This window comes from Limoniibacter endophyticus (assembly GCF_014652835.1).
Classification (GTDB): Bacteria; Pseudomonadota; Alphaproteobacteria; order Rhizobiales; family Rhizobiaceae; genus Limoniibacter; species Limoniibacter endophyticus.
This window is the reverse complement of the sequence record NZ_BMZO01000005.1, coordinates 259,812-280,163: the sequence shown is the minus strand read 5'-3', so window position 1 is coordinate 280,163 and position 20,352 is coordinate 259,812. Positions and strand designations below refer to the sequence as shown.

At 57.5% G+C, this 20,352-nt stretch carries 21 protein-coding genes; 8 read left to right on the top strand and 13 right to left on the bottom strand.

What is annotated here, in order from left to right; genetic code table 11:
- Positions 1 to 184 precede the first annotated feature (184 nt).
- The 3 genes from IE151_RS09320 (at position 185) to cobB (ending at position 2,921) form a co-directional block, all read left to right on the top strand.
- A complete protein-coding gene (locus IE151_RS09320; RefSeq protein WP_244636685.1) occupies positions 185 to 652 on the top strand; it encodes an invasion associated locus B family protein in 468 nt (155 codons plus the stop codon).
- Between the two features lie 90 nt (positions 653 to 742).
- A complete protein-coding gene (gene tldD, locus IE151_RS09315; protein WP_189489717.1) occupies positions 743 to 2,155 on the top strand; it encodes a metalloprotease TldD in 1,413 nt (470 codons plus the stop codon).
- Positions 2,156 to 2,216: 61 nt separating this feature from the next.
- A complete protein-coding gene (gene cobB, locus IE151_RS09310; RefSeq protein ID WP_189489716.1) occupies positions 2,217 to 2,921 on the top strand; it encodes a Sir2 family NAD+-dependent deacetylase in 705 nt (234 codons plus the stop codon).
- Positions 2,922 to 3,150: 229 nt separating this feature from the next.
- Here cobB and IE151_RS09305 read toward each other — a convergent pair whose 3' ends face one another.
- The 6 genes from IE151_RS09305 to aroC form a co-directional block, all read right to left on the bottom strand.
- Complete coding sequence (locus IE151_RS09305; protein WP_189489715.1) at positions 3,151 to 4,398, bottom strand: class I SAM-dependent RNA methyltransferase; 1,248 nt, start codon at positions 4,396 to 4,398, stop codon at positions 3,151 to 3,153.
- Positions 4,399 to 4,477: 79 nt separating this feature from the next.
- Positions 4,478 to 5,236, bottom strand: a complete 759-nt coding sequence (locus IE151_RS09300; RefSeq protein WP_189489714.1) for a TlyA family RNA methyltransferase — start codon at positions 5,234 to 5,236, stop codon at positions 4,478 to 4,480.
- Positions 5,237 to 5,369: 133 nt separating this feature from the next.
- Complete coding sequence (locus tag IE151_RS09295) at positions 5,370 to 5,621, bottom strand: exodeoxyribonuclease VII small subunit (protein ID WP_189489713.1); 252 nt, start codon at positions 5,619 to 5,621, stop codon at positions 5,370 to 5,372.
- A gap of 3 nt (positions 5,622 to 5,624) precedes the next feature.
- Positions 5,625 to 6,557, bottom strand: coding sequence for a histone deacetylase family protein (locus tag IE151_RS09290; RefSeq protein WP_189489712.1), 933 nt, complete (start codon positions 6,555 to 6,557; stop codon positions 5,625 to 5,627).
- 24 nt (positions 6,558 to 6,581) lie between these two features.
- On the bottom strand, positions 6,582 to 7,682 hold the full coding sequence (ribB, locus tag IE151_RS09285; RefSeq protein WP_189489711.1) for a 3,4-dihydroxy-2-butanone-4-phosphate synthase: 1,101 nt from the start codon (positions 7,680 to 7,682) through the stop codon (positions 6,582 to 6,584).
- 30 nt (positions 7,683 to 7,712) lie between these two features.
- Positions 7,713 to 8,813 carry a chorismate synthase gene (aroC, locus tag IE151_RS09280; RefSeq protein ID WP_189489710.1) on the bottom strand — a complete coding sequence of 367 codons (1,101 nt, stop codon included), beginning with the start codon at positions 8,811 to 8,813 and terminating at the stop codon, positions 7,713 to 7,715.
- 229 nt (positions 8,814 to 9,042) lie between these two features.
- Between aroC and IE151_RS09275 the strand changes: the two genes are divergently transcribed.
- Entirely contained in the window at positions 9,043 to 9,309 is a 267-nt protein-coding gene (locus IE151_RS09275) for a DUF1344 domain-containing protein (protein ID WP_189489709.1), read from the top strand.
- A gap of 14 nt (positions 9,310 to 9,323) precedes the next feature.
- On the opposite strand, the gene IE151_RS09270 is transcribed toward IE151_RS09275, so the two are convergent.
- The 4 genes from IE151_RS09270 to IE151_RS09255 all read right to left on the bottom strand — a co-directional run bounded on the left by IE151_RS09270 (position 9,324) and on the right by IE151_RS09255 (position 12,438).
- Positions 9,324 to 9,914 (bottom strand): histidine phosphatase family protein, encoded by a 591-nt coding sequence (locus IE151_RS09270; RefSeq protein ID WP_189489708.1) that lies wholly within the window; start codon positions 9,912 to 9,914, stop codon positions 9,324 to 9,326.
- A gap of 72 nt (positions 9,915 to 9,986) precedes the next feature.
- Complete coding sequence (fabI, locus tag IE151_RS09265; protein WP_189489707.1) at positions 9,987 to 10,805, bottom strand: enoyl-ACP reductase FabI; 819 nt, start codon at positions 10,803 to 10,805, stop codon at positions 9,987 to 9,989.
- Between the two features lie 192 nt (positions 10,806 to 10,997).
- On the bottom strand, positions 10,998 to 11,951 hold the full coding sequence (locus IE151_RS09260; RefSeq protein ID WP_189489706.1) for a DnaJ C-terminal domain-containing protein: 954 nt from the start codon (positions 11,949 to 11,951) through the stop codon (positions 10,998 to 11,000).
- Between the two features lie 85 nt (positions 11,952 to 12,036).
- On the bottom strand, positions 12,037 to 12,438 hold the full coding sequence (locus tag IE151_RS09255) for an RT0821/Lpp0805 family surface protein (protein WP_189489705.1): 402 nt from the start codon (positions 12,436 to 12,438) through the stop codon (positions 12,037 to 12,039).
- 109 nt (positions 12,439 to 12,547) lie between these two features.
- Here IE151_RS09255 and pdxH point away from each other — a divergent pair, with 109 nt between their 5' ends.
- Both pdxH and IE151_RS09245 read left to right on the top strand, forming a co-directional pair.
- Entirely contained in the window at positions 12,548 to 13,180 is a 633-nt protein-coding gene (gene pdxH, locus IE151_RS09250) for a pyridoxamine 5'-phosphate oxidase (RefSeq protein WP_189489704.1), read from the top strand.
- A 20-nt stretch (positions 13,181 to 13,200) separates the two neighbouring features.
- Positions 13,201 to 14,130: a glutaminase gene (locus IE151_RS09245; protein WP_189489703.1), complete on the top strand. Its 930-nt coding sequence runs from the start codon at positions 13,201 to 13,203 to the stop codon at positions 14,128 to 14,130.
- 6 nt (positions 14,131 to 14,136) lie between these two features.
- On the opposite strand, the gene IE151_RS09240 is transcribed toward IE151_RS09245, so the two are convergent.
- Positions 14,137 to 14,889 carry a crotonase/enoyl-CoA hydratase family protein gene (locus tag IE151_RS09240; RefSeq protein ID WP_189489702.1) on the bottom strand — a complete coding sequence of 251 codons (753 nt, stop codon included), beginning with the start codon at positions 14,887 to 14,889 and terminating at the stop codon, positions 14,137 to 14,139.
- 4 nt (positions 14,890 to 14,893) lie between these two features.
- Positions 14,894 to 16,672 (bottom strand): acyl-CoA dehydrogenase family protein, encoded by a 1,779-nt coding sequence (locus IE151_RS09235; protein WP_189489701.1) that lies wholly within the window; start codon positions 16,670 to 16,672, stop codon positions 14,894 to 14,896.
- Positions 16,673 to 16,869: 197 nt separating this feature from the next.
- Between IE151_RS09235 and IE151_RS09230 the strand changes: the two genes are divergently transcribed.
- Complete coding sequence (locus tag IE151_RS09230; RefSeq protein WP_189489700.1) at positions 16,870 to 17,892, top strand: TadE/TadG family type IV pilus assembly protein; 1,023 nt, start codon at positions 16,870 to 16,872, stop codon at positions 17,890 to 17,892.
- A gap of 48 nt (positions 17,893 to 17,940) precedes the next feature.
- Here the strand turns inward: IE151_RS09230 and purD are convergent, their stop codons facing one another.
- Positions 17,941 to 19,215 (bottom strand): phosphoribosylamine--glycine ligase, encoded by a 1,275-nt coding sequence (purD, locus tag IE151_RS09225; protein WP_189489773.1) that lies wholly within the window; start codon positions 19,213 to 19,215, stop codon positions 17,941 to 17,943.
- Positions 19,216 to 19,360: 145 nt separating this feature from the next.
- Here purD and ubiA point away from each other — a divergent pair, with 145 nt between their 5' ends.
- Positions 19,361 to 20,347: a 4-hydroxybenzoate octaprenyltransferase gene (ubiA, locus tag IE151_RS09220; RefSeq protein WP_189489699.1), complete on the top strand. Its 987-nt coding sequence runs from the start codon at positions 19,361 to 19,363 to the stop codon at positions 20,345 to 20,347.
- Positions 20,348 to 20,352: the final 5 nt, after the last annotated feature.

Genomic DNA, 20,352 nt, shown 5'->3' with positions numbered 1-20,352 from the left:
ATTTATGACCGAATTACCTATCAGAGCTTTGTTTTCCTGCCGCACAAAGCGAAAATGGCTTGAACAAGGGCTTTCCCTTCCTTTACCTGCCAGAAGCTGCGATAATCCGCCGATTCGCAAGGGATGAGACATGATTTCGAGACATCTGCGCACGAGCGCCCTGTCTGTTCTTTCCGGACTTTTCATGATTGCTGCCCCTGCGCTGGCCCAGCAGTCCGCCCCGGAAGGCAACGTAAAATCGACTCACGGCGCGTGGTCGGTGATCTGCGATACGCCGGCCGGCGCGAGCGCAGAGCAATGCGTCCTGATGCAAAATGTTGTTGCTGAAGATCGTCCCGAAGTCGGTCTATCGGTTGTCGTTCTGCGAACGGCAGACGGCAAAAGCGAGATATTGCGCGTTCTGGCGCCGCTCGGTGTACTGCTGCCAAATGGCCTGGGACTCAATGTTGATGGCAAGGACATTGGCCGCGCCTACTTCGTGCGCTGTTTCCAGGACGGCTGCTATGCGGAAGTCATTCTGGAGAAATCGCTGCTCGACACGTTCAATGCGGGCCAGTCGGCCACCTTTATTGTTTTTCAAACCCCTGAAGAAGGCATCGGCATTCCGGTCGATCTCAGCGGCTTTGCCGACGGCTTCAAGGCGTTGCAGTAGGCGGTCCATTCACCTAAATGAAATGATGACGCGCCTGGCGTGGTTTCCCGCCGGGCTTTTTTTATCAGCGCATTCAAAAAGGCCGAGATCATGCAAAGCCTGCTTTCCCAGTTCGATGTCTCGGAAGAATCAATTCGCAAGCTCGTCGCGGATACCGTTCACGGCTGTGACGATGGCGAGCTTTATCTCCAGCAGAGCCAGAACGAATCGCTACTCTTCGATGATGGAAAGCTGAAGACCGCCAATTTCGCCACCGATCGCGGGTTCGGTCTGCGCAGCGTGATTGGTGAAACTTCCGGTTACGCGCATTCCGGCGAACTCACGAAAGCAGCACTCGCCCGAGCCTCGGAAGCTGTTTCAACCGTGAAGACGGGACGTGAGGGCAAACCAGCGGAAGGCCCGCGCCCCACCAATCAGCGCCTTTATGACGACGTAAACCCGATCGATGCACCGGACTTTGCCGCCAAGGCCAAGCTTCTGACCGAAATTGATGCGCATCTGCGCGCCAGGGATGCGCGCGTACGTCAGGTCACCGTGTCGATGGCCGCCTCCTGGAGCCACATTGAGATCCTACGTGCCGATGGCCAGCATCTGACGGATGTTCGACCGCTGGTACGTCTGAACGTTTCCGTGGTCGTTGGCGATGGCGATCACCAGGAAACCGGCAGTGCCGGTGCCGGGGGGCGCAAAGGCTTCGGCGAATTTCTTGCGGATGGAAAATGGCAGGAAACAGCGGAGGAAGCGCTGCGTCAGGCGCTGGTCAACCTGGCTGCCGCTCCTGCCCCGGCAGGCACTTTCGATGTCGTACTCGGTTCGGGTTGGCCAGGAGTCATGTTGCACGAGGCCGTCGGCCACGGCCTGGAGGGCGATTTCAATCGCAAGAAGACATCTGCATTTGCCGGATTGCTCGGACAGCAGGTCGCGGCCAAAGGCGTGACCGTCGTCGATGACGGCACGATTTCCGAGCGCCGCGGCTCGCTCTCGATCGATGACGAGGGTACGCCCACCAATCGCAACGTCCTGATCGAAGATGGCAAGCTCGTCGCCTACATGCAAGACCGCCAGAACGCGCGCCTGATGGGGATGGACGCCACCGGTAATGGGCGGCGTGAATCTTACGCGCATCGTCCGATGCCGCGCATGACCAACACTTTCATGACCGCAGGCGAACACACGCCGGAAGAAATCATTTCATCGGTCAAGAACGGCATCTATTCCGTCTCGTTCGGCGGCGGACAAGTCGATATCACCTCGGGCAAATTCGTGTTTGGTTGCACTGAAGCTTATTTGATCGAGGATGGTAAGGTCACCCGCCCCATCAAGGGCGCGATGCTGATCGGCAACGGTCCGGACGCGATGAAGCGCATCACCATGATCGGCAATGATTCTGCGCTGGACACCGGAATCGGCATGTGCGGAAAGGCCGGTCAGTGGGTGCCGGTCGGCGTAGGTCAGCCACATCTGCGAATGAATGCAGTGACGGTTGGCGGCACTCAGGCTTGATTTTTTCTCCTCAGCTGCGTTTCCTGCCTGCTCATTATTTCGAAAGCCTGGGAAGCCCCGCATGAAAGCAACGTCGATCGTCGTCCTGACCGGTGCCGGCATTTCCGCGGAGTCCGGCGTTGCCACGTTTCGCGACGGCGACGGACTTTGGGCGAGCCACCGCATCGAGGATGTCGCGACACCGGAAGGCTTTGCGCGAGCGCCGGAACTGGTGCACACATTCTATAATGGACGCCGTCGAGAACTGGCGGATGTAGCCCCCAACGCCGCACATTTGGCGCTTGCCAAGCTCGAGCAGGAGTTCAAGGGGGATTTCCTGCTGGTCACGCAGAATATCGATGACCTGCACGAGCGCGCCGGTTCGCAGAAACTCGTGCATATGCATGGCGAGCTGGCAAAAGCACTCTGCGCCAATTGTGGCAACCGCATTGCCTGCGCTTCCGATCTGTCCACTGACGATGTATGCAGCGTTTGCAGCACGCCAGGCCATCTGCGGCCCGACGTCGTCTGGTTCGGCGAGTTCCCCTACAAGATGAACCAGATTGAAAACGCGCTGGAGCGATGTGATCTCTTCATCTCCATCGGCACCAGCGGCAATGTCTATCCAGCCGCAGGCTTCGTGCAACAGGCACGCTATGCCGGTGCCCGCTCGGTGGAGCTCAACCTCGAGCCGTCGGAAGGGGTGGATTATTTCGATGAATCCTACCACGGACCGGCGACACTCGTCGTGCCTGCCTTCGTAGAGAAGATTCTTGCCACTCTCTAGAGATCAAGAAGAGATACGCCTATTTGGATTGCCGCAGCTTTAGTTTTCCGCGCTTCCCTTCCATGGCGAGGCGACAAGGGTCGAGATAACCGGCTGTTTTTGGCGGCTCTGCATATTTGCCGTCAACAATATCATCTGGCGCGGCTTGCAGGAGCGCTATGGACACTGGAACAGTGTCTGGAAGCGCTTTTCCCGATTGAGCACGTCAGGCGTGTTCGAGATTTTTGTGTTACCGCCTCCGCACGACCTTTTTCTCCAGAAGCGCTACCGCTTCCAGATGCGAAGACCACAGAAACTGGTCGATTGGCGTGACGCGCTTGAGAATGTAGCCGCCAGCGAGCAGGATTTTCAGATCGCGTGCGAGTGTCTGGGGATTGCAGGAGACAGCCGCCACTTTTGCCACATCCGCGCGCGCAAGCTGTTTGCACTGGTCTTCCGCACCCGCACGCGGCGGGTCGAAAACGACGGCATCGTAGGCATTCAGTTCCTTGAAGGTCAACGGGCGGCGGAAGAGATCACGTTTTTCGACGGTGACCGGTTTAATGCCCTGCGTGGTGCGAATGGCGCGGTCGAGGGCAGCGACGGCCTTGTCATCGCCTTCTACAGCATGGACCTGCGCGCGCCCTGCGATGCGGAGACCGAAGGTCCCGCTACCGGCAAAGAGGTCGGCAACCGATTTGGACTTTCCCAGATGACCGAGCACCAGGTCGGACATGGCATCCTCGGCACTGGCAACGGCTTGGAGAAAAGCGCCTGGCGGGGGTGCAACCACGGCTTTGCCGAAGGTTACGTGCGGTTTCTTGGGCTCGATGATGATTTCGCCGTCGGCGCTGATACGGGCGATACCATTTTCCATCGCGAAAGCGGAAATTTCTTTACGGGCACGATCCGCCACCTTGCCCTGGCCGCTCGTCGCGATATCAAAGCCTGCTTCCGTAACAGTTACACCGAGGTGAAAGCTGTCGGACGTATGCGCAATCAGTTCGGCAAGGCTCCGAAAAACGTGCAGTGCCTCGACAATACGGGGTAGCGCAATGGGGCATTCCTCGATGGCAATGATCTCATGCGACTGGGCCCGCAAATAGCCGAGTACAATACCAGACATGGTTCTTCGGGCCGTGAAAATGACCCGGCGGCGACTATGCGGAGCGCAGGCGATGATCGGTGCTACATCGGCTTCAATGCCTTCCCGTTGCAGCGCATCAACGAGAATCTGACGCTTGAACAGGAGATAATCGTCCATATGGAGATGCTGCAGCGAGCAACCGCCGCATTCGGTGAAATGCTTGCAGGCCGGCTGAACACGATTGGCCGCTGTTTCCAGAAGGGCCATCACAGCGCCCTTGCCCTTGGCATCAAGCGCAATATTGACGCGTTCGCCGGGCAATGTGAAAGGAACGAAAACTGGCTTGCCGGCGACATGGCCAATACCATCGCCCTGCGCGCCTAACCGTTCGATGATGACCTGAATGCTCATGAAATTGCCTTGTCTGGATCGCGTTTTCGCTCAAACGCGGTCTCGATACGCCATTTTTTCTGGAATATTTGCTCAGAAATCAGATGCGCTTGCGCCCTGCAAGCAAAAACTCGCGATTGCCGTCACCGCCTTCGATCGGCGACGTCGTCAGCCCCTCGACCATCCACCCTTCCTGCGACAAAAGCCAGTCACCCATGTCCTGTGCGGTCGCTTCGCCGAGTGATGCATCGCGCAACAGCCCGCCCCTGCCGATCGCCTCGCGTCCGGCCTCGAATTGCGGCTTGACCAGAAAGATGCCCACGGCACCCGGCGAGGCAAAAGCCAAAGCAGGCGGCAGCGCCAGTTTCAAGGAAATGAAGCTGACGTCGGACACGAGAAACTCCGGCGCTTTGCCGCCAATATCGGCCAACGTCATCGCGCGCGCATTCAGTCCTTCGATGCAGGAGACCCGTGGGTTATCGCGTAGTTGCATATCCATCTGATCATGCCCGACATCCACCGCCACCACATGGCGCGCGCCTTTTTCAAGTAGCACCTGCGTGAAACCGCCTGTGGACGCACCAATATCAAGGCAAAGCTTTCCAGCTGGGTCGAAGCCGAAATGCTCAAGTCCCTTTACGAGCTTCAAAGCTGCGCGCGATACATAGGCCCCGGCCGGATCGGAGACGGTGATTGCGTCGGAGACAGCCACTATTTGCCCGGGCTTCCTGACCGGTTTTCCATTGACCACCACGTGGCCACGTTGGATCGCGTCCTTGGCCCGCGAACGTGATACGGACAAGTTGCGCATTACCAGCGCCTCATCAAGACGCATCTTCTCTTGTGCCGACGTGTTCATTCAGTCCTGCATAAAGTTCTGCTACGCCGCTGCAAAGGGAATCAAGAAGCTGTCAACGCCTTCTGTTCACGCTACACGCTCACCCAAGACGGCGGCCTGCAAGCCGATTCTTCGGACTGCTCCACTTTGGAGGCTATTCCGGATCGAGCGCCTCGGTGCCAACCGCGACGCCTTCACGTGATAGGCGGATTTTCTCGACCTTGTCTTCGGCAGATTTCAACAATCGCTCACAATGCAACTTGAGCGCCTCGCCGCGCTCATAAATACGGATCGACTGATCGAGGGCTACATCGCCGCGCTCCAGATGATCGACGATGTTCTCGAGTTCGCTCAGCGCCTGCTCGAAACTTAAGGAACGGATATCCTCGTTCACCGGCTCAGCCATCGTCTATCCTTTCATCAGTCGTGCAATGTGACGCGTGGCGGAAAACGCCAGGCTGTGCAGATTGTAACCACCTTCGAGCACACTCAATACACGATCATTGCAGAAACGGGCCGCACGCTCCATCAGCTTGCCCGTCACCCAGTCGAAGTCGTCTTCGTCCAGGTTCAGATCACCCAGCGAATCGAGCCTGTGCGCATCGAAGCCCGCCGATAACACGATAAGGTCAGGAGCCATATTGTCGAGGGCAGGAAATACACGGGTCTCCATCGCCTCGCGGAATTCATGCGATCCACTTCCCGCCGCAAGCGGAGCGTTGAGAACATTGCCCGCGCCGACCTCGTGCACGAAGCCGGTATGCGGATAATGATCGGCCTGATGCGTGGACGCAAAAAGCACATTCTTGTCATTCCAGAATATGTCTTGCGTGCCGTTGCCATGATGGACGTCGAAATCGATGATCGCCACCCGTTCGACCCCGTGCACCTTCTGCGCATGACGCGCCGCAATTGCCACGTTGTTGAAGAGACAAAAGCCCATCGCCTTGTCACGTTCTGCATGGTGACCCGGAGGACGTGAGCAGACAAAGACATTGTCCGCGCGTCCTGAAAAAAGATCGTCTATCCCTGCCATCGCAGCCCCCATACCGCGAAATGCCGCTTCGATCGAGTGCGGCCCGGCATAGGTATCCGGATCGAGTTGCACAATCTCCTCGTGTCCAAGCACTGTTTTCAGAAGTGTTTCCACATAGGCTTCGTCATGGGCAAGAAACGCCGCGTCGCGTTCGGCAAGCGGTGCTTCTACACGCTCCATCTCCTCGAAGAGCTGATCTTCCAGCAGTGCCTGTTCGATGGCGCGAATACGATCAGCACGCTCGACATGGCCTTGCGGCGTCTCATGCTCGAGAAAGCCGGGATGGTGATAGAAGCGCGTCGTCATGCATTTACTCCCGCGCTCGGCGCGTTAGATCAACTCGGTTTTTGCAATCGCGATGCCAAAGCCTTCCAGACCGACATAATGCCGCTCACGCGAGGTGAGAAGACGGATCGAGGAAATGCCAAGATCTTTCAGGATTTGGGCGCCCAGGCCGATTTCGCGCCACTCGCTCTCGCGCCGCAACGCTTCTTCGTGAGCCTCACGATCGTCGTTGCTCGGGCGTTGGCGTGCATTGCGCTGCGTGCCCACCGAGCCCTCACGCAGATAGACGATAACGCCGCGGCCTTCTTGCGCCATGGTTTGCATGATGCCATCCAGGCGGGTCTTTTCACCAAACACGTCGGCTGCAACGTTTTCGGGATGCAAGCGCACCGGCACGTCCTGACCGTCTCGGATATCCCCGTAGACGACAACGAGATGGTGCATCTCTTCCCATGGGAGGCGGTATGCATGCGCCTTTGCCGGACCAGCCGGGGTTTCGATGTCGAAACTTTCCACCCGCTGCACCAGCGTTTCGCGACGCTGACGATAGGAAATGAGATCCGCGACCGAGACCTGCTTCAACTTGTGCGTTTCGGCAAATTGCGAGACTTGGGGGCCGCGCATAACCGAGCCGTCATCATTGACGAGTTCGCAGATCACGCCGACCTCCGGCAGTCCCGCAAGCTTGCATAGATCGACAGCGGCTTCGGTGTGGCCTGAACGCATGAGGACGCCGCCTTCGCGCGCGACCAGCGGGAAGATGTGGCCAGGGCGCACGAAGTCGCTGGCGCCGGCATTGGAGTTCGCCAGGTTGCGCACCGTAAGCGTTCGATCATCCGCGGAAATGCCGGTGGTCGTGCCGTGTTTGAAATCAACGCTCACCGTGAATGCCGTTGAATGCGGCGCGTCGTTCTCGGCCACCATCGGCGTCAGGTTGAAACGACGAGCCGTCTCCCGCGTCATTGGGGCGCAGACGATGCCGGAGGTATAGCGCACTATAAAAGCCATCTTTTCAGGCGTGCAATGCACAGCCGAAACAATCAGGTCGCCCTCGTTCTCACGTCCATCATCATCCATGACGACGACGATCTCGCCATTCTCGAAGGCCCGGATCGCTTCGACGACCTTGTTGTGATCATATGCCATTTCGATACCTTAAGCGTATGTATGTCTTGTTCAGGCGCGTCCGGTCTGGCCGCGGTGACGCAGATAGTGGTCGGCGAGCGCACATGCCACCATCGCCTCGCCGATCGGCACGGCGCGAATGCCGACGCACGGATCATGGCGACCTTTAGTGACGACTTCGACCTCCCTCCCCTGCCGGTCAACGGACTGACGCGGCGTCAAAATCGACGATGTCGGCTTAACGGCGAAGCGCGCGACGACCTGCTGACCCGTAGTAATGCCGCCCAGGATTCCTCCCGCTTTATTGGATAGGAAATGCGGCTTCCCATCTTCACCGATGCGCATCTGATCGGCATTTTCCTCGCCACGAATGCGCGCGGCCTCGAAACCATTGCCGATCTCCACGCCTTTCACGGCATTGATCGACATGAGATTGGAGGCAATATCCTGATCCATTTTGCCATAGAGCGGCGCACCCAATCCTGCCGGTACGCCATCCACGACGATCTCGATGATTGCGCCAACCGAAGAGCCGGACTTTCGTATGTCATCAAGATAATCGGAAAAGATCGGGACCGATCCCGGATCAGGGGTGAAGAACGGGTTCTCGGCACTCTCCACGAAGTTCCAGTCCCAGCGACTGCGATCAACATCCTTATCGCCCATCGAAACAAGCGCACCGCGAACCACCATGCCCGGCACGACACGGCGCGCGATTGCACCGGCGGCAACACGTGCGGCGGTTTCGCGCGCTGAGGATCGCCCGCCACCGCGGTAATCGCGAATGCCATATTTGGTTTCATAGGCGTAATCGGCATGACCGGGGCGATATTGCTGGGCAATCGCGCCATAATCCTTCGAACGCTGATCGACATTCTCTATCAGCATGGAAATCGGAGTGCCGGTAGTTACCAGCGTCACCCCATCCTCTTCGGGCAGAACACCGGACAAAATCTTCACCTCGTCCGGCTCGCGGCGCTGCGTCACGAAACGCGATGTGCCCGGGCGGCGGCGGTCTAGATCGGCCTGGATATCGGCCAGCGTGAACCGGATGCCGGGCGGGCAGCCATCGACAACACAGCCCAAAGCCGGTCCATGGCTTTCGCCCCAGGTAGTGACACGGAAAAGATAACCAAAACTATTATGCGACATAGATCGACTTTGACCCGCAACCGAGAAACAGAACAGAGTTGCGTTCTAGCGCATCTCCGCGGGAATCGAAACTGCTTAGAACGGCAGCAGGAGTCCATGTATCGGTTCCTGTAGATCAACGTATTCGCCGCGATGAATTTGAAATTTGAACGATTAAATGTCAGTTTTGACACATTCGCGTCGTTACTGCTCTGTAAGCGCGTCATATTTGGCAATCGGGAGATTCGATATGCGTAAACTATTTGTAGCGACGTTCATTCTGGCAGGCCTTGGCCTTCCTGCTTTGGCGGCCGAGGATTTTGGCACAGTCGAATCGATCAACGCGGAGGCTCGCACGATCGTGGTAAATGGGGAAACCTACACGCTGAACGGCGAATTCGACATAGGCACGCTCGAACGCGGAACGGAAGTTGCTCTTACCTACGAAGAAGCGGACGGCAAGAAGATGGTCCAGGACATCATCATCGACGAAGAAGTCACGACCGAGGAACAATAAATCGCGCGACCGGCTCAGAGCCAGATAAGCTCGCCATCGGCAAAACGCAGCACGTGGTCTTGAGTCACGTGCATGCGTGACGCCTCTTCCTCAGAGTAGCCACCGAACTGACGAAAGATAGTGCGAATGACGCCGCCATGCGTCACGACGACCGTCGGGCGCACCAGCTCTTCGACAAATGGCAGAACGCGCCTTCTCAGAATCTCGTAGCTTTCCGCGGCCGCACCCGGCGGGACGAAATTCCATTTGTCGGCATCGCGCTTCTTACTCACGCCCGGCGAATGTGTTTCAAGTTCCGGGAGCGTCGAGCCTTCCCATTCTCCGAACGAGATTTCGATGATGCGGCGATCGGTACGAAAGTCGTCCGGCTCGAGGCCCATCGCCTTGCGCAATAGACGCATCGTGTCGCTGGTCCGGATAAGCGGGCTCGCAACAAAATCGAAGATGGAAATGTCGTCGATAAGGGCCTTCAGCTTCTGGCCATTGCGGGTAGCTTGGGCAATTCCATTTTTGTTAAGCGGGCGGTCCGTCTGTCCCTGAAGCCGCCGCTCCACGTTCCAGCTGGTTTCACCATGGCGAACGAAATAGATTAGCGGGCGCGTCATGACAGAACTCGGCAGCTGAATGAGAAGGAAGAAGCGCGGGAAAACGCCCGCGCTTCAGATAATGCAATTGGGTCAGTCTTTTACAGTACTGATATCAGGCGCATCCACCGCTTTCATGCCAATGGCATGGTACCCGGCGTCGACATGGTGCACCTCGCCGGTCACGCCACGCGAGAGGTCTGACAGCAGATAAAGCGCAGAGTCGCCCACTTCCTCGATCGAGACAACCCGCTTGAGCGGTGCATTGTACTCGTTCCACTTGAGAATATAGCGGAAATCACCGATGCCGGATGCAGCCAATGTCTTGATGGGACCAGCCGAGATCGCGTTGACCCGGATGGCTTTCGAGCCAAGATCAACCGCAAGATAACGCACCGAAGCTTCAAGGGCAGCCTTGGCAACGCCCATGACGTTGTAGTGCGGCATCACCTTCTCAGCACCATAATAGGTCAACGTAAGGAGCGCCCCGCCCTCGGTCATCAGTTTTTCTGCGCGCTTGGCGATGGTGGTGAAGGAAAACACCGAAATGTCCATCGTGCGCAGGAAGTTCTGGTGCGTGGTATCAACGTAGCGGCCGTCGAGTTCATCCTTGTCCGAAAATGCGATCGCATGGACCAGGAAGTCGATCTTGCCCCATTTCTTTTCGACATTGTCAAAAACGGCGTCCAGGCTTGCGGCGTCGGTAACGTCGCAATCGCCTGCGATAAATGCACCGAGTTCGGTTGCAAGCGGCTCGACGCGCTTGCGGAACGCTTCGCCTTGATAGGTCAGCGCAATCTCAGCGCCCTGATCGACGCAAGCCTTGGCGATTCCCCAAGCAATCGAACGGTTGTTCGCAACGCCCATGATAAGGCCTCGCTTGCCTTGCATCAGGCCCGTACTCGTCGCCATCGGTCAGCTCTCCATAGAATTCTGTTCATGCCCTATTGCACAGCAAATCGGCTGCATCAAGCAGAGAGGCTTACGTAAGCGCCTGTTCGCAGTGGGAAACCAGCACGGTTGATCTGAAAGCCGAAGTAGACTTTGGGAAACTCTGATTGCTGCCGTTTGAAATACTGGCCGCCTCACCGTTAATGCGTGCTGCTAGAAAGCTTCTCCACGGTAGAGCTCATTGAGCGCATCGCGATCCTCATCAGCCAGCATGATGCGCACATGAACGAACAGATCGCCCTCGCCACTATCCTTCAGCGGCAAGCCCTTGCCTTTCAGGCGCAGCACCTTGTCGGAGCTCGACCACGCCGGAATGTTCAGCGCCAGCTTGCCTGCCGGCGTTTCGACCGGCACCTTTGCTCCCAATACCGCATCGCGGAGCGGAATAGGAAGATCGACATGCAGGTCGCGTCCCTCTATGCGATAACGGGGATGCGGACGAATGCGAATCTTGACGAGCGCATCGCCGTTCTCGCCGCCCATCACCTGTTCGCCCTGTCCACGCAAACGAATGGTCTGGCCGTCCTCGACAAAGCGCGGCAGCTTGATCGCGATGCTGCGGCCATCCGGAAACTGCGCCGTGACTTTCGCCACGGTTGCAATGTCTTCAATCGTGACACCGAGACCGACCTGCAGATCCTCGCCTTTCCGGGGCCGCTGCTGACGCGCGCGTCCGGCACCGGCAAAGCCCGCTCCTGGCCCAGCGCCGCCAGCGCCACGAAAAGCCTGGCCAAAGATTTCGCTTAGAATATCCTCGCTATTGCCGAATGGCGATCCACCCTGACCGAAGGGAGAGCCTCCCGGATGACTGCCTCCAGCTCTGCGAAACGCTGCAAATGGGTCTTCGCCACCGGCACCGGCGCCCGCAAATCCCTGAAAGCGCGGCTTGCCTTCGCCATCGATCTCGCCGCGATCGAAGGCTGCGCGCTTGTCCTTGTCGCCGAGGATTTCATAGGCCTGATTTGCCTGCGAAAACTTCTCCTTCGCCGAAACATCGTCCGGGTTCTGGTCCGGGTGATACTTCTTTGCGAGCTTGCGAAAAGCCGATTTTATATCTTTTTCCGTGGCGTTCTTGGCTACGCCCAAAACGTCATAAGGGTTGCGCATGAAGCTTCAGCTTTACTCTAGGGTGAATTGAGACTTGCCCGATATATAGGCACAAGCCAGGCAGGATGCCAGCGCCCAGGCAAGCTTAACGTTGCTCGAAGCGGCGTACCATCCACTCGCCATTATTGGCGACACAGGCGTCGCCATCGAACATGGCAACCCCCTTGTAGCTTTCGCGCAGGACTTCAAACTTACGGCAGAGTCTGTTCTGCTCTTCGTATTGCTGAATCTTCTCGATGATGCCACGCGAGCCGGTTTCGGCATTCGCCCAGGCAAGCGGCTGCACTGCCGCCTGTTCAAGGTCTGTCGATGTCACAGCGTTACGGATCGTAAACATATCGGAAGATGCCGCGCTATCGACCGCAGGGGAAGAAGAGACGACGGCCCCCGTGCGGACGTCGGTATCTACCGGCGGCTGTTTGGCCGACCCCATGACCGACATGACGCAACCACTGGAAAGCAGGCAAAGCCCCAACGGCACGCACATCCGAAAGCCCGCTATATATCGCCAAGGCCAATGTTTTTCTTGCTCTGGCGCTTGCTTCGCGAGCGGCAATGGGCAATCTCCGGAACAGAATCTAACGCGAGGAATGACTATGAACGGCAGTAAGTTAACAACTGGTGATAAAAGCAATAACGCTGATTTCACATTGCGTAACGATCCGTTCACACTTTTCTCCGAGTGGCTCGAGGACGCGCGTGACAGCGAACCAAACGACCCTAACGCAATGGCGCTTGCCACGGTCGATGAAACCGGGCTGCCCAATGTGCGAATCGTCCTTTTAAAGGATTACGACGAGAAGGGCTTCGTGTTCTATACAAATTACGAGAGCAACAAGGGGCGAGAACTACTTTCTACTGGGAAAGCAGCCTTATGCTTCCATTGGAAGAGCCTCCGTCGCCAGGTACGGGTGCGTGGCACCATCGAGACCGTGACGGATGCGGAAGCGGACGAGTATTATCATAGCCGCCCGCGTCTGTCGCAGATCGGCGCCTGGGCCTCGCAGCAGTCACGTCCGCTCGACGCGCGCTCGACGCTGGAAGGTGCCGTTGCCGAGTATGAAAACAAGTATCCGGAAGGCGAAGTGCCCCGTCCCGGCTATTGGTCTGGCTTCCGTCTTGTTCCCTTCTCTATCGAGTTCTGGCACGATCGCCCATTCCGCCTCCATGATCGGGTCATCATGACGCCCTCTGCGGATGGTTGGCAGACGCAGCGTTATTACCCCTGACCGCGAACGCAGGAGGCAAGGTGCCTACACTCGACGAAGCGCTGGCCGAAATCCATGACGAGATGGCAGACCATATCGACCGCGGTCGCGTCGCGGATTACATCCCCCAGCTTGGAAAGGTCGACCCGGCCAGGTTTGGTATCGCTGTCGTCACCAATGATAATGGCGTCTTTACTATCGGGGACGCCGACGAGACTTTCTCGATCCAGAGCATTTCGAAGGTCTTTACGTTAACCCTGGCGCTTGGCGAGGTAGGTGATTCCTTGTGGAAACGCGTTGGACGCGAGCCATCGGGGAATGCCTTCAATTCGATCGTGCAGCTCGAACAGGAAGGCGGCATCCCGCGCAACCCGTTCATCAATGCGGGCGCCATCGTGGTTTCCGATATTTTATTGGCTGGCCACGAGCCGCGTGAGACGATCGGGGAGATCCTTCGTTTCCTGCGTTTTCTGACGGAGGATGACACGATTGCCATCGACGAAGCCGTCGCGGCATCCGAACGGGCTACAGGCTTCCGCAATTTCGCGCTTGCGAATTACATGAAATCTTTTGGCAATCTGCGCCATCCGCCGGAAATGGCGCTTGGCGTGTATTTTCATCATTGCGCCATTGCCATGAGTTGCAGGCAACTGGCGCTGGCGGGCCGGTTCCTCGCTCATGACGGCATCAATCCTGCGACCGGTCACTCTGTCATCGCGCGACAGAAGGCCAGGCGCATCAACGCGCTCATGCTGACCTGCGGACATTATGATGGCTCAGGCGAGTTCGCCTTTCAGGTTGGTATTCCAGGCAAGAGCGGTGTCGGCGGGGGAATTCTCGGCATCGTTCCGGGACAAGCCACCCTTGCCGTGTGGTCTCCGGGATTGAACGAGAATGGAAATTCCAAGCTGGGCACATTAGCGCTCGGCAAGCTCGCGAAGATGATGAACTGGTCCATCTTCGCGCCCTGATATCTCTTATGAAGCTTTGCGACTCATAAAGGCTTGGAAAGCCTCCATCGCCTCGCGCGAGCTCAGACGCTCGCCGAAAAGGCTCGCTTCCTCACGAATCCGATCGAGCAGCGGTTCCCGTGGCGCTTTCAGCAGGGCTTTGGATTGACGCACGGCCTCGGGAGGAAGGCTCGCGAGCTTCTGGGCCGCTTGCATCGCCGTCGCCTCCAGCAGTTCTTCACCGACGATGCGATAGATCAGACCCGCGGCTTGTGCTTCCTGCGCACTTAACGGCTCGCCCATGACGAGAGCAGCAAATGCACGTTGGCCGCCGATCGCTGCGGGATAAAGCAGACTCGAACCCGCTTCCGGCACAAGTCCCAACTCGACGAACGGCGTACGAAAAACCGTGCGCGATGTGGCAAATGTCAGGTCGCAATGTAGATTAACGGTCGTTCCGATACCGACTGCAATGCCGTCGACGCCAGAAACCAGCGGCTTTTTAACGCCGGCTAGCGCCTCCAGAAAAGCCAGGACTTCGCCTCCCAAAGCGCCTTCCTGCGCGACCGCGATGAAGTCGGCTATATCATTGCCGGAAGAAAACATTCCCGGCTGCCCCAACAGAAGATGCGTACGCACGCCTTCATCCGCATCACCCTCCATCAGCGCTCTGGTCATGGCTGCATACATGTCACGGGTGAGTGCGTTCTTCTTTTCAGGACGCGCTATGCGAATGACCTGCACCAAATGATCGCGCGAAATCTGGATGTGTTCGCTCATGAAATCAATCCTTCCACAGAAGCTTCGCCGCCTCGTCGAGGCTGGCGGCGCCATGAATGACACGATCCTTCAAGCCAGCTGCTTCTGCCAGCAGATTTTCGGCGTAAAAGCGCAGGAGCGGTGATTGCCCCTCCGGATCGTGAGTCACGCCACGCGACAGAAGCACGGCACCGAGCACGATGGAGAAGAGGCGCAGATATGGCGTTGCAGCGGCCATCAAAGGCTGCTCGTCCCCGGCCTGCAATTTCTCCTGGAGGAATACGGTGGCATCGCGCAGCTGATCGAGACCCCAGGAAAGTCGGGCAGCCACTTCCGCAGTCGCTTCTCCCGAGGCTTTGAAAGCGTCCACCTGTTCGGACAATTCGCCAATATAGGAAAGCACATGCTGTCCGCCGGATTGGGGCAGTTTGCGCATTACGAGGTCGATTGCCTGGATGCCATTGGTACCTTCGTAGATCGTACCTATGCGGGCATCACGATAAAATACGGCCGCGCCCGTTTCCTCGATGAAACCCATGCCGCCGTGCACCTGCACACCGCGTCCCGTCACCTCGACAGCATTGTCGGACGAGAATGCCTTGGCGAGCGGTGTAAGGAGATTAGCGCGCTCCTGCCAATATTTCTTCTTCTCCGTGTCCTCATTCGCGTGCGCGAGATCAATAGCCAGCGCACAGGAATAGACGAGGGCGCGCGAGGCTGCGGTCAGAGCTTTCATGGTCAGGAGTTCACGCTGAATATCGGCGTGATGCAAGATGGCCACCGCGCCCTCGGAAGCAACGGCTTTCGCTTTGCCCTGACGCCGTTCCCTCGCATACTCCAGCGCCTTTTGCGTCGCGGCTTCACACAGACCGACGCCATGCGCGCCAATTGCCACACGCGCATTGTTCATCATCGTGAACATACAATTCAGCCCGCGATTTTCTTCGCCGACCAGCCAGCCGATGGCGCCCGTGCCGACTTCCGAATGCGCGCCGCCATCACCATAGACCATAGTGCAGGTGGGAGAGCCATGAATGCCCATCTTGTGTTCCACACCAGAGCAGATCACGTCGTTGCGTTTGCCAAGCGTACCGTCTTCATTGACGAGGAACTTTGGAACGAGGAAGAGTGAAATACCGCGCGTGCCTTCTGGCGCGTCCGGCAAACGCGCCAGAACGAGATGCACGATATTATCGGTGAAATCGTGTTCGCCAAAGGTGATGAAGATTTTCTGACCCGAAAGACGGTAGGTCCCGTCTCCCTCCGGCACTGCCTTGGTACGCACCGTCGAAAGATCGGAACCGGCCTGGGGTTCGGTCAGGTTCATCGTGGCCATCCACTCGCCGCTGACGAGCTTTTCCAGATAGCGCTTCTGCAACTCCGGGGAGCCATGTGCGGCAAGGGCTTCAATCCCGCCCATTGTCAGCGTCGGTCCAAGCGCGAACGCGACTGATGCACTCGCCCACATCTCAAAGGCTGCCATATTGACGACGAGCGGCAGATCCTGCCCGCCATAGGCTTCCGGAGCGGAAAGCCCGTTCCAGCCGCCTTCGCGCCAATGCGCATAAGCCTCTTTCCATCCCTTTGGTGTCGTTATGGCACCGTTCGCGAGCTTGGCGCCTTCCCGATCACCAGAGAGATTGAGCGGAGCGATTTCCTCGGACGCAAAGCGTCCCGCCTCGCCCATAATTGCATCCAGAACATCGTCGTCGAGATGCGAAAAAACGCCGTCCCCCAGAACTTGAGACAAACCTGCGTGATGACGCAAGGCAAACGCGATCTCATCGACCGGGGCACGATACATGGGCAGACTCCTCCAGCGCCTTTGACGTAAAGGTCAAACATACAAGTTTCCCGCTGAGTGGCAAGTCTCCCCTGAAGCCTCCCGCAGCAGCAGAATTTAAGATCTACCAAAATTTATTCAAAATACTAAAGTGTTATAAACAATAAAAAAACATCTACTCAATATGTATTTACGCAATTCAGAACAGGTATTTTATTATGAAAAATTTTATCAGGGACGAAAAAGGGAATTTCCTTGTTGCAACCGTTTTTCTTCTTATTCCATTAATGGGAATGACCGGATATGCGGTTGATTTATCTCGCATTCAAAACGTAAGGACTTCGCTTCAGGACCAGGCAGATGCTGCAGCTATTGCAATCGCCAAGCGAGGAAAAAGCGCAAGCCTTGCGGAACCAGTCGAATTTGCACGCAACACTATTCTCGCCGAACTCGGCCCCGATACGCTCGATCCTTCCTTGGAGCTTCGCGCAAATTGGGACGGAACAACCGACGTTGAGGTCTTTGTTAATGGCAAAGTGGAAGGGACGCTCATGCGCATCGTCCCAGGCATTTCGCCGCAGACCGACATCGGTATCTATTCACGTGCACGCGTTGAGTATGCGAACACGGAATTCAAGCCTCCCAAATATTCCTTTGTCGACCCTGAAGCAGATCATTACAATCGCATCTATTTCTATTGCTATTATCCGGACGATATCGACACGAGCGATCCGAGTCTCCCCGGTTACGACTATAACAAGGGTCGGGATCAGTTGACGCCGGTGAGCGACAATGCCGAACCGCCGACCGCATACCCGGTCGCGGTTCCCGATTGCGGCGAAGACGGCAATCTGAGCTTCAAGCGCGAACAGATGGATGGGAAGTACAAGAAAAACCCGCCGCCGCCTGCCAGCGACTTTTCCGGCACTGCATATGGCCCTGGCGACGATTTTATTCATAAGGCCGACGGAGCCTTTGATCGCCGCGGCGATCGCTTCAATCCCGAGACCATTCGCTGCCGAACGGAACAACAATGCAAGCCGAAGTCACAGGGCGGCGTCATTCCTGAAGGAAAGAACCGTTTTCCAGTCAGAGAAGACGGCGCATGTCCAGTCGGTGAGTTCCGTTACTTCGGCTGGGAAGACGGTAATGACGACGACTTCAATGACATCACCATCATCATGGAATGTCCGACCAGGACAGCTGGCGACAAGATCAGCAGAATCTATCTCGTGAAATGACCCGTTGGACAGAACCCCGCAAGATCGTCTCGCGGGGTTCTTGTTCCTTCAGCCTTCGCGCGCAACCGCTCGCCAACCGATATCCGAGCGATAGAATCCTTCCGGCCAATCGATTGCTTTTACAGCTTCATAGGCGCGCGTCTGGGCCTGCTTCACTGTCTTGCCCGTCGCTGTCACCGTTAACACGCGACCGCCGTTGGCTATCAGAGAACCCTCCTTCAGCGCCGTGCCCGCATGGAAGACCTTGACGTCTTCGAGCGCGTCAGCCTTGTCTATGGCGGAGATGACAGATCCCTTCCTCGGGTTGGCCGGATAGCCCTCCGCCGCCATCACCACCGTCAGGGCCGGTTCCTCGCTCCAGCGCACCGACACATTGGCAAGCTGACCATCCACGGCTGCCTGTATCAAGACAACGAGATCATCCTTCAGACGCGTCATCAGTACCTGGCATTCAGGATCGCCAAAACGCGTATTGAATTCGATAAGCTTCGGCGCACCATTATCGATCATCAGGCCGACGAAAAGCACACCCTTGAAGGGGTGGCCCATCTCGGCCATGCCGCGCATTGTGGGTTCCACGATTTCGCGCATGGTTCGGTCGAGCACAGTCTGATCCATGACGGGAGCGGGCGAATAGGCACCCATGCCCCCGGTGTTCGGCCCCGTGTCGCCATCGCCTACGCGCTTATGATCCTGGGCGGTCCCGAAAGGCAGCGCTGTCTTGCCATCGCACAGACAAAAGAAGCTCGCTTCCTCGCCCGTCAGAAACTCTTCGACTACGACTTCGGCACCAGCGGAACCAAAGGCACCCTCGAAACAATCATCGACGGCCGCGATTGCTTCTTCAATGGTCATCGCAACGGTCACGCCCTTCCCAGCCGCAAGGCCGTCAGCCTTGACGACAATCGGCGCACCTTGCGCCTGCACATATTCGCGGGCGGCAGTTGCATCGCTAAAACGCTTATAGGCACCTGTCGGGATATGGAAACGGGCGCAGAGGTCCTTGGTGAAGCCCTTTGAGCCCTCAAGCTGCGCCGCCGCCTTGCTCGGTCCGAATACCTTGACCCCAGCGGCTTCCAGAATGTCGGCAATACCTGCAACCAGCGGTGCTTCCGGCCCCACCACAACGAGGTCGACCTCATGCTCTCTGCAGAAAGTCAAAACGGCCTGGTGATCGGCGACATCGAGAGCGACACATTCGGCTTCCTCGGCGATGCCCGGATTGCCGGGAGCGACGTAGAGCTTGGAGACGAGCGGCGAGGCAGCAATCTTCCAGGCCAGCGCGTGTTCCCGGCCACCGGAGCCGATCAGCAACAGGTTCATCAAGCCAAACTCCCATTGAAATTCTTGCCGCTTCGGTATGGGTGATCGACGCGGCGGTCAAGTCATCTGAGGTGTTGCGTTCAAGTTCATGTGGCATTTGCGCAGAATTCTTGACGCAAGGCTCGAACCTTGCCACTGCATTGCCATGGATACGATTCAGTCACGCAATGTTCAGGGCCGGGTTGCAGATGCTCCCAGCGGCCATTGGGTCTACAAGATTTTGCCGCGCCCGGCCTGGGGGTTCGCGCAGCTTGCCCGTTGGGACCGTCCTATAGGATGGTGGCTCCTGCTCTGGCCCTGCTGGTGGTCTGCGGCGCTCGCGGCGGTGGCCTATGCTCGCGAGGGCGACACCCTCCTTTCGCTACTGCCCAGTCCGTATCACATCGTGCTTTTCCTGATCGGCGCGATCGCCATGCGCGGCGCCGGCTGCACCTATAATGACATTGTCGACATCAGGATCGACGAGCAGGTAGAGCGTACCCGTTCGCGTCCTCTGCCATCCGGCCGCGTTACGAAGAAACAGGCCTGGGCTTTTCTGGTCGCACAATCCTTGGTCGGACTGGTGGTGCTGTTGCAATTCAACAGTTTCGCGATCCTGCTTGGCTTGGCTTCGCTCGGCGTCGTCGCGCTTTATCCCTTCATGAAGCGATTCACGAACTGGCCCCAACTGGTGCTGGGTTTTGCCTTTTCTTGGGGCGCACTAATGGGTTGGGCTGCGGCCTTCGGCGATATCGACGGGCCTGCTGTCCTGCTTTACATCGGCGCGATCCTCTGGACGATCGGCTACGACACAATCTATGCGCACCAGGACAAGGAAGACGATGCACTGGTCGGCATCGGCTCGACTGCGCTCTTTATGGGAAAACACACGAAGCTTTGGCTTTCCGGACTTTATGGCGGCGCGTTGATCCTGTTTGCCTATGCGATCGCCGCCGCACAAGCCCCCATGCCAGCACTGGCCGGGGTGGTTGCCGCCGGTATCCACATGGCACGCCAGATCACCGTCCTCGACATCGACAATCCGACGCAGTGCCTCGCCCTTTTCAAATCGAACAAGACGGTTGGCTGGATGATCTTCCTGGGCATTGTCGGCAGCGGCCTGTGGGCCTGGATCAAGCCGCTGCTCGGTTGAAATTG

What these genes read in the sequence shown, in the direction of transcription:
- IE151_RS09320 (WP_244636685.1), top strand. Translation starts at nt 185, where the DNA reads ATGATTGCTGCCCCTGCGCTGGCCCAGCAGTCCGCCCCGGAAGGCAAC.
- tldD (WP_189489717.1), top strand. Translation starts at nt 743, where the DNA reads ATGCAAAGCCTGCTTTCCCAGTTCGATGTCTCGGAAGAATCAATTCGC.
- cobB (WP_189489716.1), top strand. Translation starts at nt 2,217, where the DNA reads ATGAAAGCAACGTCGATCGTCGTCCTGACCGGTGCCGGCATTTCCGCG.
- IE151_RS09305 (WP_189489715.1), bottom strand. Translation starts at nt 4,398, where the DNA reads ATGAGCATTCAGGTCATCATCGAACGGTTAGGCGCGCAGGGCGATGGT.
- IE151_RS09300 (WP_189489714.1), bottom strand. Translation starts at nt 5,236, where the DNA reads ATGAACACGTCGGCACAAGAGAAGATGCGTCTTGATGAGGCGCTGGTA.
- IE151_RS09295 (WP_189489713.1), bottom strand. Translation starts at nt 5,621, where the DNA reads ATGGCTGAGCCGGTGAACGAGGATATCCGTTCCTTAAGTTTCGAGCAG.
- IE151_RS09290 (WP_189489712.1), bottom strand. Translation starts at nt 6,557, where the DNA reads ATGACGACGCGCTTCTATCACCATCCCGGCTTTCTCGAGCATGAGACG.
- ribB (WP_189489711.1), bottom strand. Translation starts at nt 7,682, where the DNA reads ATGGCATATGATCACAACAAGGTCGTCGAAGCGATCCGGGCCTTCGAG.
- aroC (WP_189489710.1), bottom strand. Translation starts at nt 8,813, where the DNA reads ATGTCGCATAATAGTTTTGGTTATCTTTTCCGTGTCACTACCTGGGGC.
- IE151_RS09275 (WP_189489709.1), top strand. Translation starts at nt 9,043, where the DNA reads ATGCGTAAACTATTTGTAGCGACGTTCATTCTGGCAGGCCTTGGCCTT.
- IE151_RS09270 (WP_189489708.1), bottom strand. Translation starts at nt 9,914, where the DNA reads ATGACGCGCCCGCTAATCTATTTCGTTCGCCATGGTGAAACCAGCTGG.
- fabI (WP_189489707.1), bottom strand. Translation starts at nt 10,805, where the DNA reads ATGGCGACGAGTACGGGCCTGATGCAAGGCAAGCGAGGCCTTATCATG.
- IE151_RS09260 (WP_189489706.1), bottom strand. Translation starts at nt 11,951, where the DNA reads ATGCGCAACCCTTATGACGTTTTGGGCGTAGCCAAGAACGCCACGGAA.
- IE151_RS09255 (WP_189489705.1), bottom strand. Translation starts at nt 12,438, where the DNA reads ATGTGCGTGCCGTTGGGGCTTTGCCTGCTTTCCAGTGGTTGCGTCATG.
- pdxH (WP_189489704.1), top strand. Translation starts at nt 12,548, where the DNA reads ATGAACGGCAGTAAGTTAACAACTGGTGATAAAAGCAATAACGCTGAT.
- IE151_RS09240 (WP_189489702.1), bottom strand. Translation starts at nt 14,889, where the DNA reads ATGAGCGAACACATCCAGATTTCGCGCGATCATTTGGTGCAGGTCATT.
- IE151_RS09235 (WP_189489701.1), bottom strand. Translation starts at nt 16,672, where the DNA reads ATGTATCGTGCCCCGGTCGATGAGATCGCGTTTGCCTTGCGTCATCAC.
- IE151_RS09230 (WP_189489700.1), top strand. Translation starts at nt 16,870, where the DNA reads ATGAAAAATTTTATCAGGGACGAAAAAGGGAATTTCCTTGTTGCAACC.
- purD (WP_189489773.1), bottom strand. Translation starts at nt 19,215, where the DNA reads ATGAACCTGTTGCTGATCGGCTCCGGTGGCCGGGAACACGCGCTGGCC.
- ubiA (WP_189489699.1), top strand. Translation starts at nt 19,361, where the DNA reads ATGGATACGATTCAGTCACGCAATGTTCAGGGCCGGGTTGCAGATGCT.